Raw genomic sequence first — 18,261 nt, 5'->3', positions numbered from 1 at the left:
TTAGCATAAATGCGCGGGCGCCGCCCTCAATCCCATTTCGGCGCAAAGGCGAAGTTGGTCATCCGCCCCTCGGGACTGCCCATCGCGAAGATGTCGGCCATGTCCTGCTCGGACAGCTCGAAATCGAACACGTCGAGGTTCTCGGACAGCCGTTCGATCTTGGAGGTGCGCGGGATCGCCACGACGCTCTGCTGCACCAGCCAGCGCAGGCAGATCTGCGCCGGGCTCTTGCCATGGGCGCGGCCGATCCGCGTCAAGGTCGGATCGTTCTTGATCTTGCCCTTGGCGATCGGGCTGTAGGCGACGAGCGCGACGCCATGGCGCGCGCAGGCCTCGCGGACCTTGGTCTGATCGAGATAGGGATGATACTCGACCTGGTTGCACACCAGCGGCTCCGGCGACGCCGCCACCGCCTCGTCGAGCAGACCGACTGTGAAATTGGACACGCCGATATGGCGTGCGAGCCCGAGCGTCTTGGCATGCGCCAGCGCGCCGAGCGTCTCGGTCAGCGGCACGTGCGGATTGGGCCAGTGCAGCAGCAACAGGTCGACCTCGGAGACGCGCAGCCGGACCAGGCTCTCCTTGGCCGAGCGCTCGAGATCGTGCGGCGCGAAATGCGTGGTCCACACCTTGGTGGTCAGGAACACCTCGTTGCGCCGGACGCGGGACGCACGCAGGCCCTCGCCGACCTCTTGCTCGTTCTCATAGACTTGCGCGGTGTCGATGTGCCGGTAGCCGAGGGTGAGCGCCTGCTCGACGATGCGGCTGCAGGCGCGCCCGCGCAGCTCCCAGGTTCCGAGACCCAAAGCGGGAATCCTGGCACCGTTGGCCTCGATCATCAGCATGGCCGTGCACTCCAGAGCGCGTGCAACATTATGTAGGCACACGCCGGGCGTTGCCAACGCACGACCCGTGGTTGGCTTAAGTCTTGGCTAAGGCGGCAAACACCGTCTCGGGCGCATGCGCGATGACGGTGAGCAGCGCGCGCGCCGGGCCGCGCGGCATGCGCTTGCCCTGCTCCCAATTGCGGATGGTCTCGACGGGCACACCGAGCTTGGCGGCGAATTCCTGCTGGGTCAGATGCACCCGCCGCCTGAGATCGCGCACTTCGAGCGGAGACGCGGGCGCCAGCGGAATCTCCTCGCCGTCGCGCAGCTCCACGATCCGTCCATCTGCCTTCAGCCGCAAGCGTTGCATCGTCCGACTCCGTGTCGAGCGACAGTCTCGCCGAACCGCGTTAAGGCCGGATTAACGATATAAGTCGTTCAGGCGCAGCGGTTATTTCAGGCCGAACCAGAGCGTGGCGATGCCCAGAAACGAGAAGAAGCCGACCACGTCGGTCACCGTCGTGACGAAGGTTCCGGAGGCCACCGCCGGGTCGGCGCGGACCCGTTCGAGCACCATCGGGATCAGGATGCCGCCCAGCGCACCCGCGACGAGATTCGAGATCATCGCAAGCCCGATCACGATGCCGAGCCCGGGCATCTTGAACCACGCCACGGCGGCGATGCCGGTGACGAGCGCGAAGGCCAGGCCATTGACGAGCCCGACCAGCCCCTCGCGCATCACCACCCGCATCGCATTGTTCGGCCCGAGTTCGCGCGTCGCCAGCGCGCGCACTGCGACCGTCATGGTCTGGGTCGCGGCGTTGCCGCCCTGGCTGGCGACGATCGGCGCCAGCACGGCGAGCGCGACCATCTGCTGCAACTGGCCCTCGAACAGGCCGAGCACCGAGGACGCCAGGAACGCGGTGGCAAGATTGATCAGCAGCCAGTTGAAGCGGCCCTTGGCGATGGTCCAGACGCTGTCGGACAGCTCCTCGTCGCCGGACACGCCGCCGAGCGCCTTGAAATCCTCGTCGGCCTCCTCCTCGATGACGTCGACCACGTCGTCGATGGTGATGACGCCGGCCAGCCGGTTCTCGGCATCGACCACGGGGGCTGCGACCAGATTGTACTTGCCGAACAGCCGCGCCACCTCGGCGAGATCGTCGGTGACGGTGACGCGACGGCGGTCCTCGTCGATCAGATCGGCCAGCGGAACCGGACGGCGGGCGCGCAGCAGCGCATCGAGCGACACCGCGCCCTGCCAATGCCGTGCGTCGTCGACCGCATAGATCTCGTAGAACCGCTCGGGCAGATCCCGCGTCTCGCGCATGTAGTCGATGGCTTCGCCGACCGTCCAGCCCAGCGGAACCGCGATGAACTCGCGCTGCATGCGGCGGCCGGCCGAGCCCTCGGGATAATCGAGGCTGCGCGCGAGCGCGTCGCGCTCGGACGGCGGCAGGCGTTCGAGGATCTCCTCCTTGTCCTCCTCGTCGAGGCTTTCCAAGAGCTCGACGGCGTCGTCGGATTCGAGCTCGCGCACGCCCTCCGCGACGGTCTCGGGCTCGAGTTCCTCGAGGATCTCCTCGCGGACCGCGTCGTCGACCTCGTTCAGCGCGGAGAAGTCGAAATCGGTGCCGGTCAGCTCGACCAGCCGGACACGGTCGTCCGGCGCGAGCGCCGCGATCAGGTCGCCGAGATCGGCCTCGTGCAGCTCGGCGACCTCGGCGCGCAGGAACGCCTCGTCCTCGGCGGCGATGGCCGCCGCGATGGCGGCGATGAATTCGGCGCTAATCTCGCCGGATTCGGTGCGCATCGGCGCGCGATCGCGTAGAGTTGCATCAGCATGGGCAACGTCCGATGTCTCGTTCATGACGTGCCTCACGCGCTTGATTTCAGAGCAAATGGTCTGATTTGTGCTTCACGCATTACATAATCGGCAACAGCGAACGCAACGGGAAAAGATGCGGCCTTGGCGATCGATGACGGGATGGGTAAACGCGGCCGGCGTCGTGGCGGCGCTGCTCGCGGCTGACGTCGCCGCAGCCGCGCCTGCCGCATGCCCGCGCGAAGGTACGCTCGGCACGTCGCGCATTCTCACCGTCGACGCCGCGACACATCCGCGCGTCGGCCTGAAGAGCTTCCCGGATACGCTGCCGCTGCATGACGGCGAGGTGGTGCTGACCTTCGACGACGGCCCGTCGCCGCCGATGACCGACAAGGTGCTCGCCGCGCTCGCCAGGGAATGCGTGCGCGCGACCTTCTTCCTGGTCGGCCAGCCCGCATCGGGCCGCGCGGCGCTGGTGCGGAAGATCGCGGCCGAAGGCCACACGGTCGGTCATCACACCTTCACGCATGCGCATCTCGCGCACATCACGCCGGAACAGGCCGTCGATGAGATCGATCGCGGCATCGCCGCCGACGAGAAAGCGCTCAACGGCGTCGAGACGACCACGCCGTCGACGCCCTTCTTCCGCTTCCCCTATTTCGAATCGACACCGGCGACGCTCGACCTGCTGCAGTCACGCGGCATCGTCGTGTTCGGCGCCGACTTCTGGGCCGGCGACTGGAACCCGCTGTCGCCGCAGCAGACTCTCCATCGGCTGACCAGCCGGCTGAACCAGGCGCGCAAAGGCATCATCCTGCTGCACGACCCGCAGCCGCGCACGGTGGCCATGCTGCCGGCGTTCCTGCGCTACCTGAAGACACACGGCTATCGCGTGGTCCATGTGGTGCCGAAGCCGCCGCAGGATTTGCATCACGAGGAGCATAGCGAGCGCCCTTCAGCCGCGCCGACGCCGCCGCACGAAGGTGGTTAATCCGCCGTTCAGGACCGCCGTCTACGCTCGACTGCCGTGATTGCGGCGATTTCTGCCGCTTGCAATCCGGCAACAGCCGCGGGCAAACCGGAACCCGGAACGATGTCATCTCGCGACAGCCGCACATCCCTGCTATGTCTTGGCGGTCGCTTGCCCGTTCCGCGCGGCTGCGACACATCATCGATCGTGGAAGACCCTGGCCGAAGGAGCCGGGACGGTGAAGGGAATGTGAGCAGCGTGATGCGTGATCGTCGGTGGGCTTGCGTCGGACGGCCAACATGGCTCGCAGTGCTGTTGGGCACCGTCGCGTGCTTCGCCTCCAGTGTCGGATCGTCGGCCGCACCGGTGGCCGATTGTCCCGGGCATCCGAACGCGCTCGGCACGTCACGCGTCCTGGTGGTCGATCCGCGCGAGCATCCGCGCATCGGCGCGATGCAGTACAAGGAGACGCTGCCGCTCAAGGATCACGAGGTCGTCATCACCTTCGATGACGGCCCGCTGCCCAAGTACAGCAATCAGGTGCTGCAGATCCTCGCCGATCAATGCGTCAAGGCGACGTTCTTCACCATCGGCCGCCAGGCCAAGGCCGATCCCGAGGGCGTGCGGAAGCTTGCGGCCGCCGGCCACACCATCGGCACCCACAGCCAGAACCATCCGCTGAGCTTCAACAAGATGACGCTCGACCAGGTCAAGCCCGAGGTCGACCAGGGCATCGCCTGGACGACGGCGGCGCTGACCGATCCGTCGGCGCTGTCGCCGTTCTTCCGCGTGCCCGGCCTGCTGCGCGGCGACGCCGTGGAGAGCTACGCCGCCTCGCTCGGCCTGCAGCTCTGGAGCGCCGACTTCCTCGCCGACGACTGGCGCAACATCTCCGGCGCCAAGGTCTACGAGCTCGCGATGAAGCGGCTGGAGGCGCGCGGCAAGGGCATCCTGCTGCTGCACGACATCCATGCGCGCACCGTGACGGCGCTGCCGAAGATCCTCGCCGAGCTCAAGGCCAAGAACTACCGCGTCGTCCACGTCGTGGCGGCGACGCCGGACCTTCCGGCGACGCCGACCGAGCCCGAGGATTGGCTGGTGCACCGCCCGTCGGACGAGACCCCGGTGGCGCATTGGCCGAGGATCGCGCCCGTCGATCTCGCTGGCGCCGATACGGGGGCCCGCGCCAGGCTGGATGATTTCGGCATTCTCGACGTGCCGGCGGCCGTCGGACGTGTCGCGCAGAAGCCGGCATGGCCGCGTCCGCCGCTCGCGCGGCGGCTTGCGGCGCCGGCCTTGGCAGCGCCGGCGTCCGATCTGTTCGCATGGCCGCCTGTCGCGCCGCTGTCGGCGCAGCGGCGCCAGCTGGCCCGGCTCGAAAGCCCGGCCCCGAAGGCTGTGGCCGCCAAGCCGGCGCCGCGCCCGGTGCGCCTCGCCAGCCTCAGGCGGCGCTGAACATTCGCAGATGTTGCAGGTGAGGACGCTAAGACGATTCGCCCGCGCCGCGCGCGATCAGTTCGAGACCAGCTTGCTGACGCAGAGGATGACGGCGGCCGCCAGGAAGAACAGGTCCATGTAGGACTTCTTCTCGCCGTCCTTGCGCAGCGATCCGACGTCGGACACCACCTGCCTGCTGACCACCTGCCCGACCGGCCCGTCGCCGAGCATGCCGGCCAGACGGCGAACGTCCGACTCCATCTTCTCGATCCGTCCGAAGAAGTGGAAGGTGCGCACCACCGTGACGGCGCGCATGCCGGCATAGATCAGCACCACCAGCGCCAGCACGGCGCGGTTCTGGTACTTCTCGACGTAGTTCAGGCTGAGATAGACGGCCGCGAGAAATACGAAATTCGAGACGAAGCGGTACACGAGGCCCGTGAAGTTCATCTGCTCCCCCACATGATGTTCGGATCACTGGCCGACGACAGAACTCACGAAACGCGTTTCGCCCCCGCGTCCTGGTCCAACCGGCGTCACCCTAGGAGAGCGGGCTTGCGAATTCGTGAAGTGGAGATTTTGCAGCGCCAGAACAGGCCCGCTTGGTAAACAAGGGACTGCCCGGCGGGCGCCGCTGCAGCCTGCAATTGCAGGGCTGCAGCGGCTCCCGCACTATGCGCCGAACCGGGCCGGCGCGCAGGCGGCGACGTCGACGCTCGGCGCCTCGCCGCTCATCAGCTCGGCGAGGATGCGGCCGGTCGCAGGCCCCAGCGTGAAGCCCTGGTGGCCGTGGCCGAAATGCAGCCACAGGCCCTTGTGACGCGCCGCCTGGCCGACCACCGGCAGCATGTCGGGCATGCACGGCCGCGTGCCGATCCACGGCTCGGGCTCGACCGGCTTGCCGAGATCGATGAGCTGGCGCGCGGCAGCCTCGGCCTTGCCGAGCTGAACCGGGGTCGATTTCGCATTCGGCGATGACAGCTCGGCGCCGGTCGTGATGCGCACGCCGAGCGCCATCGGGTTCATCAGATAGCCGCGCGCCGCATCGCGCAGCGGCAGATCGAGCGGCGCGCCGCCGGTGTAGTGACGGTGATAGCCGCGCTTGCGCACCATCGGGATGTCGTAGCCGAACCGCGTCAGGAACTCCGGCGACCACGGCCCGAGCGCGACCACCACGGCCTCGGCCTCGATGCGTCCCTCCGCGGTGGTGACGGCCCAGCCGCTGCCCGCCTGCGCGAGCGTGGTCGCGTCGCCACGCAGCAGCTTGCCGCCACGACGCGTGAACAGCTCGGCATAGGAGGCGACGAGGCTGCCGGGATCGGACACGGTCCACGGCTCCTGCCAGTGCAGGCCGCCGATGCCGCTGTCGATCAGCCCGGGCTCGGCCTGCTTGAGCTGCTGCGCGCTCAAGAGCTTGAACTTGACGCCGAACGCCTTGCCGACCGCCTCGGCCTCCCTGGCCTCCTTGTCGAACTGCGCCTGCGTCCGGTGCAGCACGCGAAAGCCGTCGCGGCGCACGAGGTTGCCGGCGCCGGCCGCGAGGATCAGCGGCTCGTGCTCGGGCGCGGCGCGCGCGATCAGTTGCGCATAGGTGCGCGTCAGCACCTCGTGGCGCGCGGGGAACGAATTCCACCAATATTGCAGCAGCGGCCGGACGTGATAGGGCAGCGCCGCGAGGCTGTAATGCACGTCGTTGGTGCGCGCCAGCGCGATGTCGAGCACGCCGGCGAGATCATAGGGCATCGCGTAGGGCCGGACGGCCTCGCTCTGGATGATGCCGGCATTGCCATAGCTGGTCTCGCGGCCCGGCTCCCTGCGGTCGACCAGCGCCACTGACCAGCCGCGGCTCTGCAGATGCAGCGCCGTGCCGACGCCAACCATGCCGCCACCGAGAACGATCGCGCTTCGCATCGTCATCACTCCTACCTCAGGTCCGCGCCGCCGCGACGACGGTGACCTCGATCTTCACATCCGCGATCATCTGCGCCTGCACCGTGGTACGGACCGGCAGCGGATCCTTGAAGTGCCTGCGATAGGCTTCGTTGTAGGCGGCGAAATCCGCCTTGTCGGCGAGGTGCACCATGCAGGACACGATGTCGTCGAGCGTCAGGCCTTCGCCGGCCAGCGTTTCCGCGATGTGCTTGAAGACGAGGTCGGTCTGCGCCGCGATCCCTTCGGGAATGCTGCCGTCATCGGCGACCGGCACTTCGCCGGACAGGAACACCAGGCCGCCGGCGCGGCGCACCAGCGAGAACGGCCATGAGGGGGCGTCGGACATCGTTAGTCGCTCCAGGATGTAGTGATCATGAGGGCCGCCTCAATCCCACGCCATGAAGCCCGGCGTCTGCGCCAGCGGCGGCAGCGACGCGAGCCTTGCGAGATCCGGCCGCGGACGGCGAAGCTCGGCGTCATCGGCAAAGGCGGCTTCCAGCGCCGCGGCCACGCCGAGCACCAGCGCATCGCCGCCGCGCGGGCCGACGATCTGCAGGCCGAACGGCAGGCCGTTGTCGTCGAGGCCGAGCGGCAGGCTGAGCGCGGGATGCCCGGCCAGGGTCACCGCATAGGCGAGCGCCAGCCAGTGGAAGTAGGACCGCGTCGGCACACCGTCGATCTCGGCCGGATAGAGCTCCGCCCAGGGCCGCGGGCTCAAGGTGATGGTCGGGCTGATCAGCACGTCATGGCTTGCGAAGAAGCTCTGATAGGCGCGGTAGATCCGGGTCTGGTTGGCGCTCGCGCGCGAGAAATCCTCGAGGCTGTAGCCGAGCCCCTCCTCGACATTGGCGCGCACGTTCGGCCCGAGCATGTCGGGCCTTTCGCGAAAATTCCTGCCGTGCTGGGTGAGGAACAGCGAGGCGCGCAGCACCGCAAAGGTCTCGTCGGCCCCGCTGCAATCCGGCGCGCCCTCGTGCGTCTCGGCAAACAGCGGCGCGATGCGCGACACGCGCGCACGGAAGGCGCGGCGGATCAGTTGTTCGGTCGGCGCGAAGCCGAAATCCTCGGTGAAGGCGAGCCTGAGCTTGTTCAGTTCCACCGCTGGCGGCACCGCCCAGCGCGCTGGCGCGCCGCGCACGGCCTCGCCGGGCAAGGTGTAGGCGAGCGGATCGCGCGCATCGTCGCTTGCCATCACCGACAGCATCAGCGCGGTGTCGGCGACGTCGCGCGCCATCGGCCCGTCGGTCGACAGGCACGACCAGCCATGGGCGCGCTTCTCGCTGGCGACGAGACCGTAGGACGGCCGCATCCCAACAATGCCAGAGAAGCCGGCCGGATTGCGCAAGGACCCGCCGGTGTCGGAGCCGGAGGCCAGCGGGGCCATGCCGCAGGCGAGCGCGACCGCCGAACCGCCGGAGGAGCCGGCGGCCGAGCGCGTGGGATCGAACGGGTTTCCGGTGGCGCCGAACACGGGATTGCGGGTGTTGCCGCCCGCCGCCCATTCCGGCGTGTTGGTCTTGCCGAAGATGATCGCGCCGGCCGCGCGCAGCCGGCCCACCGAGGCCTGGTCGACGGCCGGGACATTGTCGGCCAGGATCGGGCTGCCATAGGTCGAGCGCATCCCGGCGGTGTCCTGGGTGTCCTTGATCAGTACGGGCAGGCCGTGCAGCGGCCCCCTGTCCTCGCCCCTGACGATCTCGGCCTCGGCGCGCTTGGCGGCCGCCCGGGCGCCAGATTCATCCAGGGTCACCACCGCGTTGACCGCCGGGTTCACCGCCGCGATCCGTTCCAGACACGAGTCGAGCAGCGCAACCGGGGAGATCGCCTTTGTTTTCAGCAGCTTGACCAGCTCGACGGCGGTCTTGTCGCAAATCGATTGCACAGGGCTTCTCTTTTCCGTTTCGGAAAACTATTTAGCATATAAGAAATCGAATGCACGACCTGAAAACGCATTGTTCCACCGCTGTCCACGCATGACCTTCGGACGTCGGAGCACACAATTGAATTTCCTGCGCTTTGGGGCGAGATTGCCCGAACTGCCCCGGCCATCGGCACGCCTGATCCGCTAACGGATTTTCCGGAGATCGCTTTGACAGACACTGCCATCAGCGTTTCAGCCGAAGGCCCGCACTCCCAGCTCGGCCAGTGCCTGAAGGCGGCCCGGCAGGCGCGCGGCCTGACCCTGAAGCAGGTCGCGGAGAAAACGGGGATGGCGCTGTCGACCTTGTCCAAGGTCGAGAACGGCCTGATGTCGCTGACCTATGACAAGCTGCTGCAGCTCACCTCGGGCTTGCAGATGGACATCGCCGAGCTGTTCAGCCCTGCTTCGCCGCGCCCCGAGCCGGGCCGCCCGGTGACCGCCCGCCGCAGCGTCAGCCGCGCCGGCCAGGGCCAGATCGTCAACACCCGATTCTACACCTACACCTATCAGTGCACCGACCTGATCGGAAAGCGCATGGTGCCGATGATCGCCGAGGTGCGCGCCCGCACGCTCGAGGAGTTCGGCCCCCTGCTCCGCCACAGCGGCGAGGAGTATTTCCTCGTCACCCGCGGCACCATCGCCGTGCACACCGAGTTCTACGCCCCGGAGATCCTGCACGAGGGCGACGGCATGTATCTCGACAGCACCATGGGCCACGCCTACCTCAACGCGGGCGAAGCGGCGTCGGCGCAGGGCGTGTGCCTGTGTACGAGCGAGCAGTCGGATCTGTTCGAGCAGTTGCACCGGATCGCGAAGAAGGATGCGGTGGAGTGAGGGGCGTCGTTGATCAATCCACCGCGGCCGGTCTGAAATTTGGGCCGGAGTTAAGCCGCCACCTAGGGCACCTGCTCATACCAAGTCTGACGTGGTAAGGTGTTCGGAGTTTGCCTATTGGGGGTCGCAATGGGTATCTTTTCGGGGCCGTCCAAGTACGTGACCGTTCGCATGGGCCAAGGGGTAGCGAGCATCGCCCTTCAGCTCCACCATCTGCGCGAGTTTGAAGCAGAACATCGCAAGGTAATCTTGGATGGTATGAGGGCCGGAGGATATCCCGCGTCCATGGACGAACTCATATCAACCGCAGCCGCGGTGATACGCGAGCAAGAGTTAGGGACTTGGAGAAAGTCCCAATATCTCGGTGCTATAAAGGCAACCCTATTGAGCGGCGGCATGTCTCAGGCTGACACTAACTATTTGATGGGCTTGATCGAACTTGACCGCGGTATACCTCATCGACCCGTCGAGGAGCCTGAGTCGGTACAACCCGAGCAGGAGCCTCCCCACTCCTCCCCCGAGCCCCTAGTCGAAAAATCAGGAACGCCCATTAAAGACGCGCCAAAAGCAGCACGACCCCAGAGGCAAGGCTTTTCTGTCAAAGAGTTTGTAGTGTATCCGGCTCACGGGGTCGGCCAAATTCTCGCTATTGAAGAGCAAGAGATTGCAGGTGCTAAACTCGAACTTTTCGTGATCAATTTCATCGAAGACAAAATGACATCGCGTGTACCGACCGCAAAGATTGCCAACGTTGGTATGCGGAAGCTATCCGATCCGGTCACCATCAAACGAGCGCAGCTCGTAATTGCTTCCAAACCGCACGTCGCTGAGGGCGAGTGGTCTCGAATAGCTCAAGAGTACGAAGCAAAAATCAACTCTGGCGACATTATCGCCCTCGCAGAAGCAGTTCGTGACCTATATTGGCCGGCAATAAATCCGGATCATTCATATAGCGAGCGCCAGCTGTACAACGCCGCGCTTGACCGGCTCGCCCGAGAGATTTCCGTGGTCCATCAAACCGATGCCGCCGAAGCAGTCCGAGATATCGAGTCCATTCTTGTTGCCAAACCGCGTCGGTGGTCCGCGACCAACTAGTACATCGGCACGGAGATTTTGGCAGGTTGATTCCTGTCGCATCGGGAGCTCCTCGGGTGCGACGAGTAATTCGATGCCGCCTTAAGCGCTTGGTGTCATGCCAAACATTGGTTCGACGCGGATTCCGGTAAGGCGTTGGCCTCTCCACCAGCGAGCAGCGGGATCTATTCGAGCAATCGAAGGGAAAGACAATGTCACCGAGCAGGCATTGAAGCGGAGCCGGTTGGGCGGATATGTTGAACAGTAATGTCTTTGGTCTAACAGGGCCTTCAATCCATGCCTAAGGCACGAGCCTCGAAATCTCCGCCCCGCCGGGACAAGCAGAATGCAGACGGAACTGCGCGACGGGGCACCCTCGAATCGAATACCGGCCAGTTTGTCGAGAGTGAGACACATTTTGAGGCGGTCATGCGGGCCGCCGAAAAGTCAGGCCTTCTGAAAGACAAAGCCGACCGGATTGGCGGTCGGGTCAGTTCCGCACTTGTTAGACAGGCCAAACGTCAAACGGGGATCGAGACCGATACTGACCTGATCAAGTTTGCTTTGGCGACCGTGGCACTTGAAGACAACTTCGCGGACATCTTCAAAGCCTCGCGCGGCAGGGTGGCCCCAAAACTGAAACTAGGCTTTTGATGTGTGGCGTTCGACTTCGATACCGCACGTCGTTGGGCGCGCTTCGATCCTCGGAGAGCACTGACTCGACGGCGCTATGACCGGCTGCCATTCCTTGGGACCAACCTGGTCGCCGAACAGATCTTTTGCTCGACACCTGCGTCTACATCGACCAGATGCAGGATCGATCACCTCCGATTCTCGACGATCTGATCGCACATCGGCAAGTGAATCGCTCAACAGTTGCGATTCAGGAGTTGATGCACACGGTCGGCGTATTGAACCCCTCTGATCCGCGCACAGCCCCCCGGTCATCGATGTGATCGGAAAGCACATCAAAGCGATGCCACCCCATCGCACCTTTGCACCTGATGGCGACACGCTCGGGCGCGCAGCACTCCTTTCGGGTATCCTTTGCCGTCTTCAGAGTTACGAACGAGACGGTAAGCTGCGCGCACTTCAGGACAGTGTGCTGTTTCTTCAGGCCCAGAAGCTCGGTTTGGTCGTCCTTACCGCGAACGTCGCGGATTACGACCTTCTGCTGCAACTCGTCCCCGCGGGTCGAGCGCTGCTTTACAGACGGCGTGAACCATAGTGGAGGCCTTCAGGACATCGCGCCAGTAGCCGGCCTTCATGGCTGAAAGGTTGCGCACGACCAGCGGCAGAGCTTCCGCGCCAGGCGGGCGCAGACTGGATGACCAGTCGATAACCTGGCCAGGCGCGATCAGCAGAGCAACAAAGAGTGCGACCTGCGCCGCGATGAGCAGGACAAGCATGAGACACTGGGCGCGTGTCAGCGGCGCCGCAAACAATGCGGTGATCACGGTCGCTCCTTTCGCGAGTGAATGGTTCAGGTGATGGGCACGAGTGCCGCCCTCACCGCATCATCGAGGGGCGTATGCGGCTCCGCGCCGAGCAGGCTGGCCAGCCTGCCATTGTCCAGCGCGAGGCTCTGCTTCCACAGCCAGCGCATTTCGATCGCCTCGCGCATGAAGCGCACGAACGGCGCCGCGAGCCAGAGCGTGATCCACGGGAACGGCTTCACCGGCAGGTCGGGACGGCCGACGACGCGGCGGACGGCGTCGATCATCTCGCGGCCGGTCGCATCGTAATTAGACGGAAGTCCGGCTGGTTTCGCGGTGGGGGTCGCCTGCGCCGAAATTCTCTTTTCATCCGCCGGCTCAATTACATCACCACTGTCCAGTCCCCGCGCGAAAAATATTCCTCTTTCGCTTTATCGGAAATCATGATTGTATCTCCCCATCCCGCCTCGGCACGAGGGGCGTATCGCGATCGTCACGGCACGCGGGGTGGGATGCGGTGGGCGCAGCGGCTCGCAGCGTGACGAAGGTCATGCGGACGAACGAAGCCGTTGCGCCGGCGAAATCGTAGGGTCCTGGCCTCCCGGTGCTGAGGCCAAGCGCGCGACAACGCGTTCGCGTTGCGCGGGCGACGGGGGCAAGACAGCCGGTCCCCGGGGAGAGGACGTATAAGCCGCCCAACCATCGCGCGGGGAATGCCGGGATGTCTCGGCTGAACCTGTGGTTCCTGCCGCCTGCATTCTTGTTCGCAGGCGGGCCATGGGTGCGGCCAGCACCCGGCATTCCCCGCGCCCTCGGCTTTCGAGGGCGAAACGACCGGCACAGCTCGGACGCATCGCGCGCCGCGAGGCGGAGATGACTTGCCCGGACGGCGCCGACGATCGGACGAACGATGGATCGCCCCCCGCATGATCGCCGCGGGCTCAGATCGCCTTCCGGCCGGCCAGTGCCGACACGATCGCTTCCGACAATTGGCCGAGCCGGAACGGCTTGGCGAGCAGCGCGGTCGTCGCCCGGAGTTCCTCCGGCACCAGCGAGGGATCGGCGAAACCGGACATGAAGACGATCGGCAGCTCGGGCCATCTGCGGCGCACCTCGCGCGCCAGGTCGATGCCGGTCATGGCATCCGGCAGCAGAATGTCGGTGAGCAGCAGCGCGAACGGATCCGGCCGCTCCAGCGCGGCGATCGCGGCCGTCGCATGGGTGACGACAACCGGGCCGTAGCCCATCGAGGTCAGCATGGTCGATGCCATCGCGCCGACCAGCGGATTGTCCTCGACCACGAGGATCCGTTCGCCGGTCTGCGGCCGCGCCAGCCGCGCCGCACCGGCGCGCGCGCGACCGCCGACGCCCGGCCCCGCGCTCGGCAGATACAGCGTGACGCAGGTGCCCTCTGCCACCCGGCTGTCGATCAGCACCGTGCCGCCCGATTGCCGCGCAAAGCCATAGACCATGCTGAGGCCGAGGCCGCTGCCCTTGCCGAACTCCTTGGTGGTGAAGAACGGCTCGAAGGCGCGGCGCGCGATCTCGGGCGGCATGCCGGCTCCCATGTCCGACACCGCGATCGTCACGTAGTCGCCGGGCATGATGCGCTCGTCGCCGTCGTCGAGCGGCTGGTCGAGCACGGCATTCGTCGTCGTGATCGTCAGGCGCCCGCCGCCGTCCATTGCATCCCGCGCATTGAGCGCCAGATTGAGCAGCGCGTTCTGCAATTGCGTCGGGTCGATCAGGCAGTGCCACAGCATCGGGTCCTGCGCCAATGCGATCTCGATGTTCTCGCCGAGCGTCCGCTGCAGGATGGTCGTCATCCCGCTGACGAGCTGGTTCACGTCGGTGACCTGCGGCTGCAGCGCCTGCTTGCGGGCGAAGGCGAGCAGGCGGCGGTTGAGGTCGGCGACCCGCTCCGCCGCCTCGATCGCCCGCTCGACCATGCTGCGGCGGGAGCTCTCGCCGGGCGGGAGCGCGTCGAGCAACAGATCGAGATTGCCGAGCGTCGCCGCCAGCATGTTGTTGGAGTCGTGCGCGATGCCGCCCGCCAACTGGCCGATGGCCTCCATCTTCTGCGCCTGCCGCAGCTCGTCCTCGATGCGCTTGCGCTCGGTGATGTCGACCGACAGCACGAAATAGCCGCGCACCGTGCCGTCCTGGCTGCGATCCGGCACCCGGATGGTCTCGCACCAGCGTTCACGGCCGTCGGGAAACGCGATCTTCTCCTCGCCGCCCGCGGTCCGGCCGGCCAGCGCGGCCTCGATCTTCGGCCTCACCTCGCCGCGTCGCGCCGGATCGATGTAGTCGTCGATCCGCCGGCTGCGACCGACTCCGCTGGGCGGCTGCGCATACCATTCGCGTGCGACACGGTTGGCATAGCGGATGTCGCCATCGGCGCCGACCTGGACGATCAGCGCAGGCACGTTCTCCGTGACCAGCAGGTGCTGCTCGAAATTGTCGCGCAGCGCCTGCTCGGACGCCGCGCGCAGCCGCCATTGCCGCGCCAGGACGAGGCCGAATCCCGCGATCAGCAGATTGAGGCCGGCGGCGATGGCGCTGTAGTACAGCGCATTGTTCTTCCAGCCGGCCAGATATTCGATCGGGTCGCGCGCCACGGTCACCACCAACGGCAGGCCGGCGACGCGCCGATAGCTGATGCTCCGCGACGTGCCGTCCGTCATGCCGCTGCCCTCGAAGCTGCCGTGAGGCGCCCGCGGCAGATAGAGACTGAACAGCCGATTGGACCGGACGTTGCGGCCGGCGAAATCGTCGGCATGCGGCGTGCGCAGCAGGATCGTGCCGTCGTCGCGATAGAGCGTCACCGTTCCGCGCTGCCCGACGTTCAGCGACAGGAAGAACTGCCGCAGATTCTCGTAGTCCACAGCCACGACGATCACGCCGGCAAATCGTCCGTCCGGCATCATCAAGGCGCGGCTGACCGCGATGAACCGACCCCTGTTCACGCGCGAGGCCACCGGCACGTCGATGAACAGACCGCTGCCGGGGTCATCGCGCTGGACCTTGTAATAGGCCCGATCGGCGAAATTGTTCTCGCGGCCGGGAACTCCGTTGCCGGCGCTGTCGCCGAGCAGATTGCCGTCCGCATCCAGCACGACGATGCCGCCCGCGGCGGGGTACGGCACCACCCTGCGCTTCAACTCGTTGATCAGGGCCGGATTGCCGGCGGTGAGCAGCGATGGGTCCTGCTTGAGACTGTCGATCGTCGTGTTCAAGAGCACGTCGACGCCCTGGATGTTGCGCAGCATGTATTCTTCGAGCGCGCGGGCGAGATCGCCGTTGGCGGCCTCGGTCGTCCGATAGGTCTCCCGATAGTTGACGGAAAGCATGTGCGCCACGAAGGCATCACACAGCAGCGCCAGCACGAGGCCACTCAGCACGATGATCCAGGGAGTCCAGCGCCGGTCCATCCAGGAGCCGGACGCGAACCTCGTCCAGGCGTCGACGATGCCTGCCTGCCGCGGACCGCGCCGATGGTCGGCTCTCGCTTTGATCTGGTCCGGCATGGCGTCGCATTCAGGAGGTCGTCGGGCGGTTTGATTGTGAATCGATCGGCGCGTCAAGCATCGGCGAAGGTCCGGATTGTGCCGAATTCCGCGTCTCCAGGCGCGTCGCGATCCATATCGCGGGCGCTCGATAGCACGGTTTGCCAGGGCGTGTCATCGGCACCCGCCAGGGGCTGCGGCGGTCGCGGAGAGGCTCGACGCGTCAAGACACGATCAAAGCTGGAGCTCGAACGCCTCGCGCTCGGCGCGGCTCAGATGCAGGCCATGCTTGGTACGCCGGTCCAGGATGTCGGCGGCCGTGACGGCCCACTCCTGCTCGCGCAGGAAAACGAGCTCGCGCTCATAGAAGGAGGCACCGAAATGGCGGCCGAGATCGCCGACGTTGCGGGACGCTCCGAGCAGATCGCGCGCACGGGTGCCGTAGAGCCGCGCATAATGTGCTACCACATCGCGCGGCAATCCCGGATACGCGCCGGCGAGATCGGCAAGGAACCGATCGAACGGCGCGCCGAGATCGCCGCCCGGAAGCCGCGCGCCCGCCGTCCATGCCGGCGCCATCTGCGGAAACCACGGCGCGAGGCGTTCCATCGCCTGCTCGGCGAGCCGGCGAAACGTCGTGATCTTGCCGCCGAAGATCGACAGCAGCGGCGGCTGCCCGGGTGCACCGTGCACCTCGAACACGTAGTCGCGCGTCACTGCCGACGGATTGTCGGCGTTGTCATCGTAGAGCGGCCGCACCCCGGAGAAGGCGTGAATGATATCACCCTTGCCCGGCGCGGCCCGGAAATAGCGATCGAGCACCGCGAGCAGATAGTCGATCTCAGCACCATCGACAGCGACGTCGTCTGCGCGGCCATCATGCACGATGTCGGTGGTCCCAATCAGCGCCAGATCGGTCTCATAGGGATTGACGAAGATGACGCGGCGGTCGGTGTTCTGCAGCAGATAGGCCTGCGATCCGCTCCAGAATTTTGGCACCACGAGATGGCTGCCTTTGACAAGCCGCACATTGTGCGCGGAGTTGAGCCCGGCGACACCCTGCACCACGTCCTGCACCCAGGGACCTGCGGCATTCACCAGTGCCTTCGCGCGGACGATCTGCACCTCGCCATTCTCGGAGCGCATCTCCAGCCGCCAGGAATCGCCCTCGCGCCGCGCACTCACGGCGCGGGTGCGCGGCAGGATAATGGCTCCCTTGTGCGCGGCATCGACGAGATTGAGGATCACCAGCCGGGCATCGTCGACCCAGCAGTCCGAATATTCGAAGCCGCGCCGGAACTCGGGGCGCAGCGGCGCGCCCTCCGGCTCATGCGCGAGGTCGAGGTTGCGGCTCGCCGGCAGCTGCTTGCGGCCGCCGAGATGGTCATAGAGGAACAGCCCGGTGCGCACCAGCCAGGCGGGACGCTGCTCCGGCGAGTGCGGCAGCACGAAGCGCATCGGCCAGATGATGTGAGGCGCCGAGGCCAGCAGCACCTCGCGCTCGATCAGCGCCTCGCGCACCAAGCGGAACTCATAGTACTCAAGATAGCGCAAGCCGCCATGGATCAGCTTGCCCGAACGCGACGAGGTGCCTTGGGCGAAATCGTCCTTCTCGCACAGCAGCACCTTCAGGCCGCGGCCGGCGGCATCACGGGCGATACCAGCGCCATTGATGCCGCCGCCGATCACGGCGAGGTCCAACAGACCGTGATCGGATCCGCTGCGTGAGACCGTCGCATTCATCGCTTGCTGCTGCGCTTCTTCTCTGGCTTGCTGCGCGCAGCGGCGCGCGCCTTCGTCGCAGTCTTGGCCGGCTTCGCCGCTTTCGCCTTGGGCTCCTGCAGGCCATAGGTGGAAAAGCCCTGCGCGGTCTCGGCGATCTCCGCGTCGCCGAGGATGTGCGGCTGGCCGAGCGCGAGCGACAGATAGTACTGCTTCGCGATGGTCTCGAGCTCGACCGCAAGCCACATCGCCTTGTCGAGATTGGCGCCGACCGCGATCATGCCGTGATTGGCCAGCAGGCAGCCGTTGCGGCCTTCCAGCGCCTCCAGCGCAAGCTCGGACAATTCGGCCGTGCCGAACCGCGCATAGCCGGCGCAGCGAATGTCGGTGCCGCCGAACGCGGCCATCATGTAGTGGCAGGCCGGGATCGGCTTGCGCGCGATGGCGAGCACGGTGGCGTAGGTCGAATGGGTGTGCACGACGCCGCCGACACCCGGACGGCCGCGCATGATGTCGAGATGAAAGCGCCATTCCGTCGAGGGCTTCAACGGCCCCTCCCAGGAACCGTAGTCACCCTCGAGCGGCATCGCCGCGATCATCTCCGGCTTCATCGAGTCGTAGGGCGTCGCCGATGGCGTGATCAGCATGCGGTCCTTGTAGCGGGCGGAAATGTTACCCGAAGTGCCCTGGTTCAGCCCCGACGCATTCATCCATCGGCATTTGGCGATGATGGTCTCGCGGATCAGCCGTTCCTCGCGATTCATGTCGAAAACC

General features: G+C 66.0%; 17 protein-coding genes. 5 read left to right on the top strand and 12 right to left on the bottom strand.

What is annotated here, in order from left to right; all coding sequences use genetic code 11:
- Nucleotides 1–26 precede the first annotated feature (26 nt).
- From ACQR10_RS26955 to mgtE, 3 genes are all read right to left on the bottom strand, one after another.
- Nucleotides 27–845: an aldo/keto reductase gene (locus tag ACQR10_RS26955; protein ID WP_316181804.1), complete on the bottom strand. Its 819-nt coding sequence runs from the start codon at nucleotides 843–845 to the stop codon at nucleotides 27–29.
- 76 nt (nucleotides 846–921) lie between these two features.
- Nucleotides 922–1,197, bottom strand: a complete 276-nt coding sequence (locus ACQR10_RS26950; RefSeq protein WP_316218259.1) for a helix-turn-helix domain-containing protein — start codon at nucleotides 1,195–1,197, stop codon at nucleotides 922–924.
- Nucleotides 1,198–1,278: 81 nt separating this feature from the next.
- On the bottom strand, nucleotides 1,279–2,697 hold the full coding sequence (mgtE, locus tag ACQR10_RS26945; protein ID WP_316181803.1) for a magnesium transporter: 1,419 nt from the start codon (nucleotides 2,695–2,697) through the stop codon (nucleotides 1,279–1,281).
- A 109-nt stretch (nucleotides 2,698–2,806) separates the two neighbouring features.
- On the opposite strand from mgtE, the gene ACQR10_RS26940 reads away from it, so the two are divergent.
- Nucleotides 2,807–3,643 carry a polysaccharide deacetylase family protein gene (locus tag ACQR10_RS26940; protein ID WP_316218258.1) on the top strand — a complete coding sequence of 279 codons (837 nt, stop codon included), beginning with the start codon at nucleotides 2,807–2,809 and terminating at the stop codon, nucleotides 3,641–3,643.
- A 240-nt stretch (nucleotides 3,644–3,883) separates the two neighbouring features.
- Nucleotides 3,884–5,077, top strand: coding sequence for a polysaccharide deacetylase family protein (locus tag ACQR10_RS26935; protein ID WP_316218257.1), 1,194 nt, complete (start codon nucleotides 3,884–3,886; stop codon nucleotides 5,075–5,077).
- Nucleotides 5,078–5,134: 57 nt separating this feature from the next.
- Here the strand turns inward: ACQR10_RS26935 and ACQR10_RS26930 are convergent, their stop codons facing one another.
- From ACQR10_RS26930 to ACQR10_RS26915, 4 genes are all read right to left on the bottom strand, one after another.
- The gene (locus ACQR10_RS26930) at nucleotides 5,135–5,509 is read right to left on the bottom strand and encodes a hypothetical protein (RefSeq protein ID WP_315804151.1); all 375 of its coding nucleotides are present in this window, start codon (nucleotides 5,507–5,509) and stop codon (nucleotides 5,135–5,137) included.
- Between the two features lie 222 nt (nucleotides 5,510–5,731).
- A complete protein-coding gene (locus ACQR10_RS26925; RefSeq protein WP_315804152.1) occupies nucleotides 5,732–6,970 on the bottom strand; it encodes an NAD(P)/FAD-dependent oxidoreductase in 1,239 nt (412 codons plus the stop codon).
- A 16-nt stretch (nucleotides 6,971–6,986) separates the two neighbouring features.
- Entirely contained in the window at nucleotides 6,987–7,337 is a 351-nt protein-coding gene (locus ACQR10_RS26920; protein WP_315804153.1) for a RidA family protein, read from the bottom strand.
- 39 nt (nucleotides 7,338–7,376) lie between these two features.
- Nucleotides 7,377–8,873: an amidase gene (locus ACQR10_RS26915; protein WP_316218256.1), complete on the bottom strand. Its 1,497-nt coding sequence runs from the start codon at nucleotides 8,871–8,873 to the stop codon at nucleotides 7,377–7,379.
- A gap of 207 nt (nucleotides 8,874–9,080) precedes the next feature.
- On the opposite strand from ACQR10_RS26915, the gene ACQR10_RS26910 reads away from it, so the two are divergent.
- From ACQR10_RS26910 to ACQR10_RS26900, 3 genes are all read left to right on the top strand, one after another.
- Complete coding sequence (locus ACQR10_RS26910) at nucleotides 9,081–9,746, top strand: helix-turn-helix domain-containing protein (protein WP_315804155.1); 666 nt, start codon at nucleotides 9,081–9,083, stop codon at nucleotides 9,744–9,746.
- A 129-nt stretch (nucleotides 9,747–9,875) separates the two neighbouring features.
- Nucleotides 9,876–10,841 carry a CarD family transcriptional regulator gene (locus ACQR10_RS26905; protein ID WP_316218255.1) on the top strand — a complete coding sequence of 322 codons (966 nt, stop codon included), beginning with the start codon at nucleotides 9,876–9,878 and terminating at the stop codon, nucleotides 10,839–10,841.
- A gap of 408 nt (nucleotides 10,842–11,249) precedes the next feature.
- Nucleotides 11,250–11,474 carry a hypothetical protein gene (locus tag ACQR10_RS26900; protein ID WP_316218254.1) on the top strand — a complete coding sequence of 75 codons (225 nt, stop codon included), beginning with the start codon at nucleotides 11,250–11,252 and terminating at the stop codon, nucleotides 11,472–11,474.
- Nucleotides 11,475–11,962: 488 nt separating this feature from the next.
- On the opposite strand, the gene ACQR10_RS26895 is transcribed toward ACQR10_RS26900, so the two are convergent.
- From ACQR10_RS26895 to ACQR10_RS26875, 5 genes are all read right to left on the bottom strand, one after another.
- The gene (locus ACQR10_RS26895; RefSeq protein WP_316218253.1) at nucleotides 11,963–12,277 is read right to left on the bottom strand and encodes a hypothetical protein; all 315 of its coding nucleotides are present in this window, start codon (nucleotides 12,275–12,277) and stop codon (nucleotides 11,963–11,965) included.
- Between the two features lie 26 nt (nucleotides 12,278–12,303).
- Nucleotides 12,304–12,543, bottom strand: coding sequence for a hypothetical protein (locus ACQR10_RS26890; RefSeq protein ID WP_434864201.1), 240 nt, complete (start codon nucleotides 12,541–12,543; stop codon nucleotides 12,304–12,306).
- A 654-nt stretch (nucleotides 12,544–13,197) separates the two neighbouring features.
- Nucleotides 13,198–15,786 carry an ATP-binding protein gene (locus ACQR10_RS26885; protein WP_410051454.1) on the bottom strand — a complete coding sequence of 863 codons (2,589 nt, stop codon included), beginning with the start codon at nucleotides 15,784–15,786 and terminating at the stop codon, nucleotides 13,198–13,200.
- 213 nt (nucleotides 15,787–15,999) lie between these two features.
- Entirely contained in the window at nucleotides 16,000–17,508 is a 1,509-nt protein-coding gene (locus ACQR10_RS26880) for a glycerol-3-phosphate dehydrogenase (protein ID WP_316218251.1), read from the bottom strand.
- Nucleotides 17,505–18,251, bottom strand: coding sequence for a class II aldolase/adducin family protein (locus ACQR10_RS26875; RefSeq protein WP_316218250.1), 747 nt, complete (start codon nucleotides 18,249–18,251; stop codon nucleotides 17,505–17,507). Before ACQR10_RS26875 ends, ACQR10_RS26880 begins: the two co-directional genes overlap by 4 nt.
- Nucleotides 18,252–18,261 lie beyond the last annotated feature (10 nt).

The sequence above is a fragment of the Bradyrhizobium sp. HKCCYLRH2060 genome, from assembly GCF_051168135.1.
Taxonomy (GTDB): Bacteria; Pseudomonadota; Alphaproteobacteria; order Rhizobiales; family Xanthobacteraceae; genus Bradyrhizobium.
The sequence above is the reverse complement of the archived record's forward strand: the minus strand, read 5'-3'. Positions and strand labels throughout refer to the sequence as shown.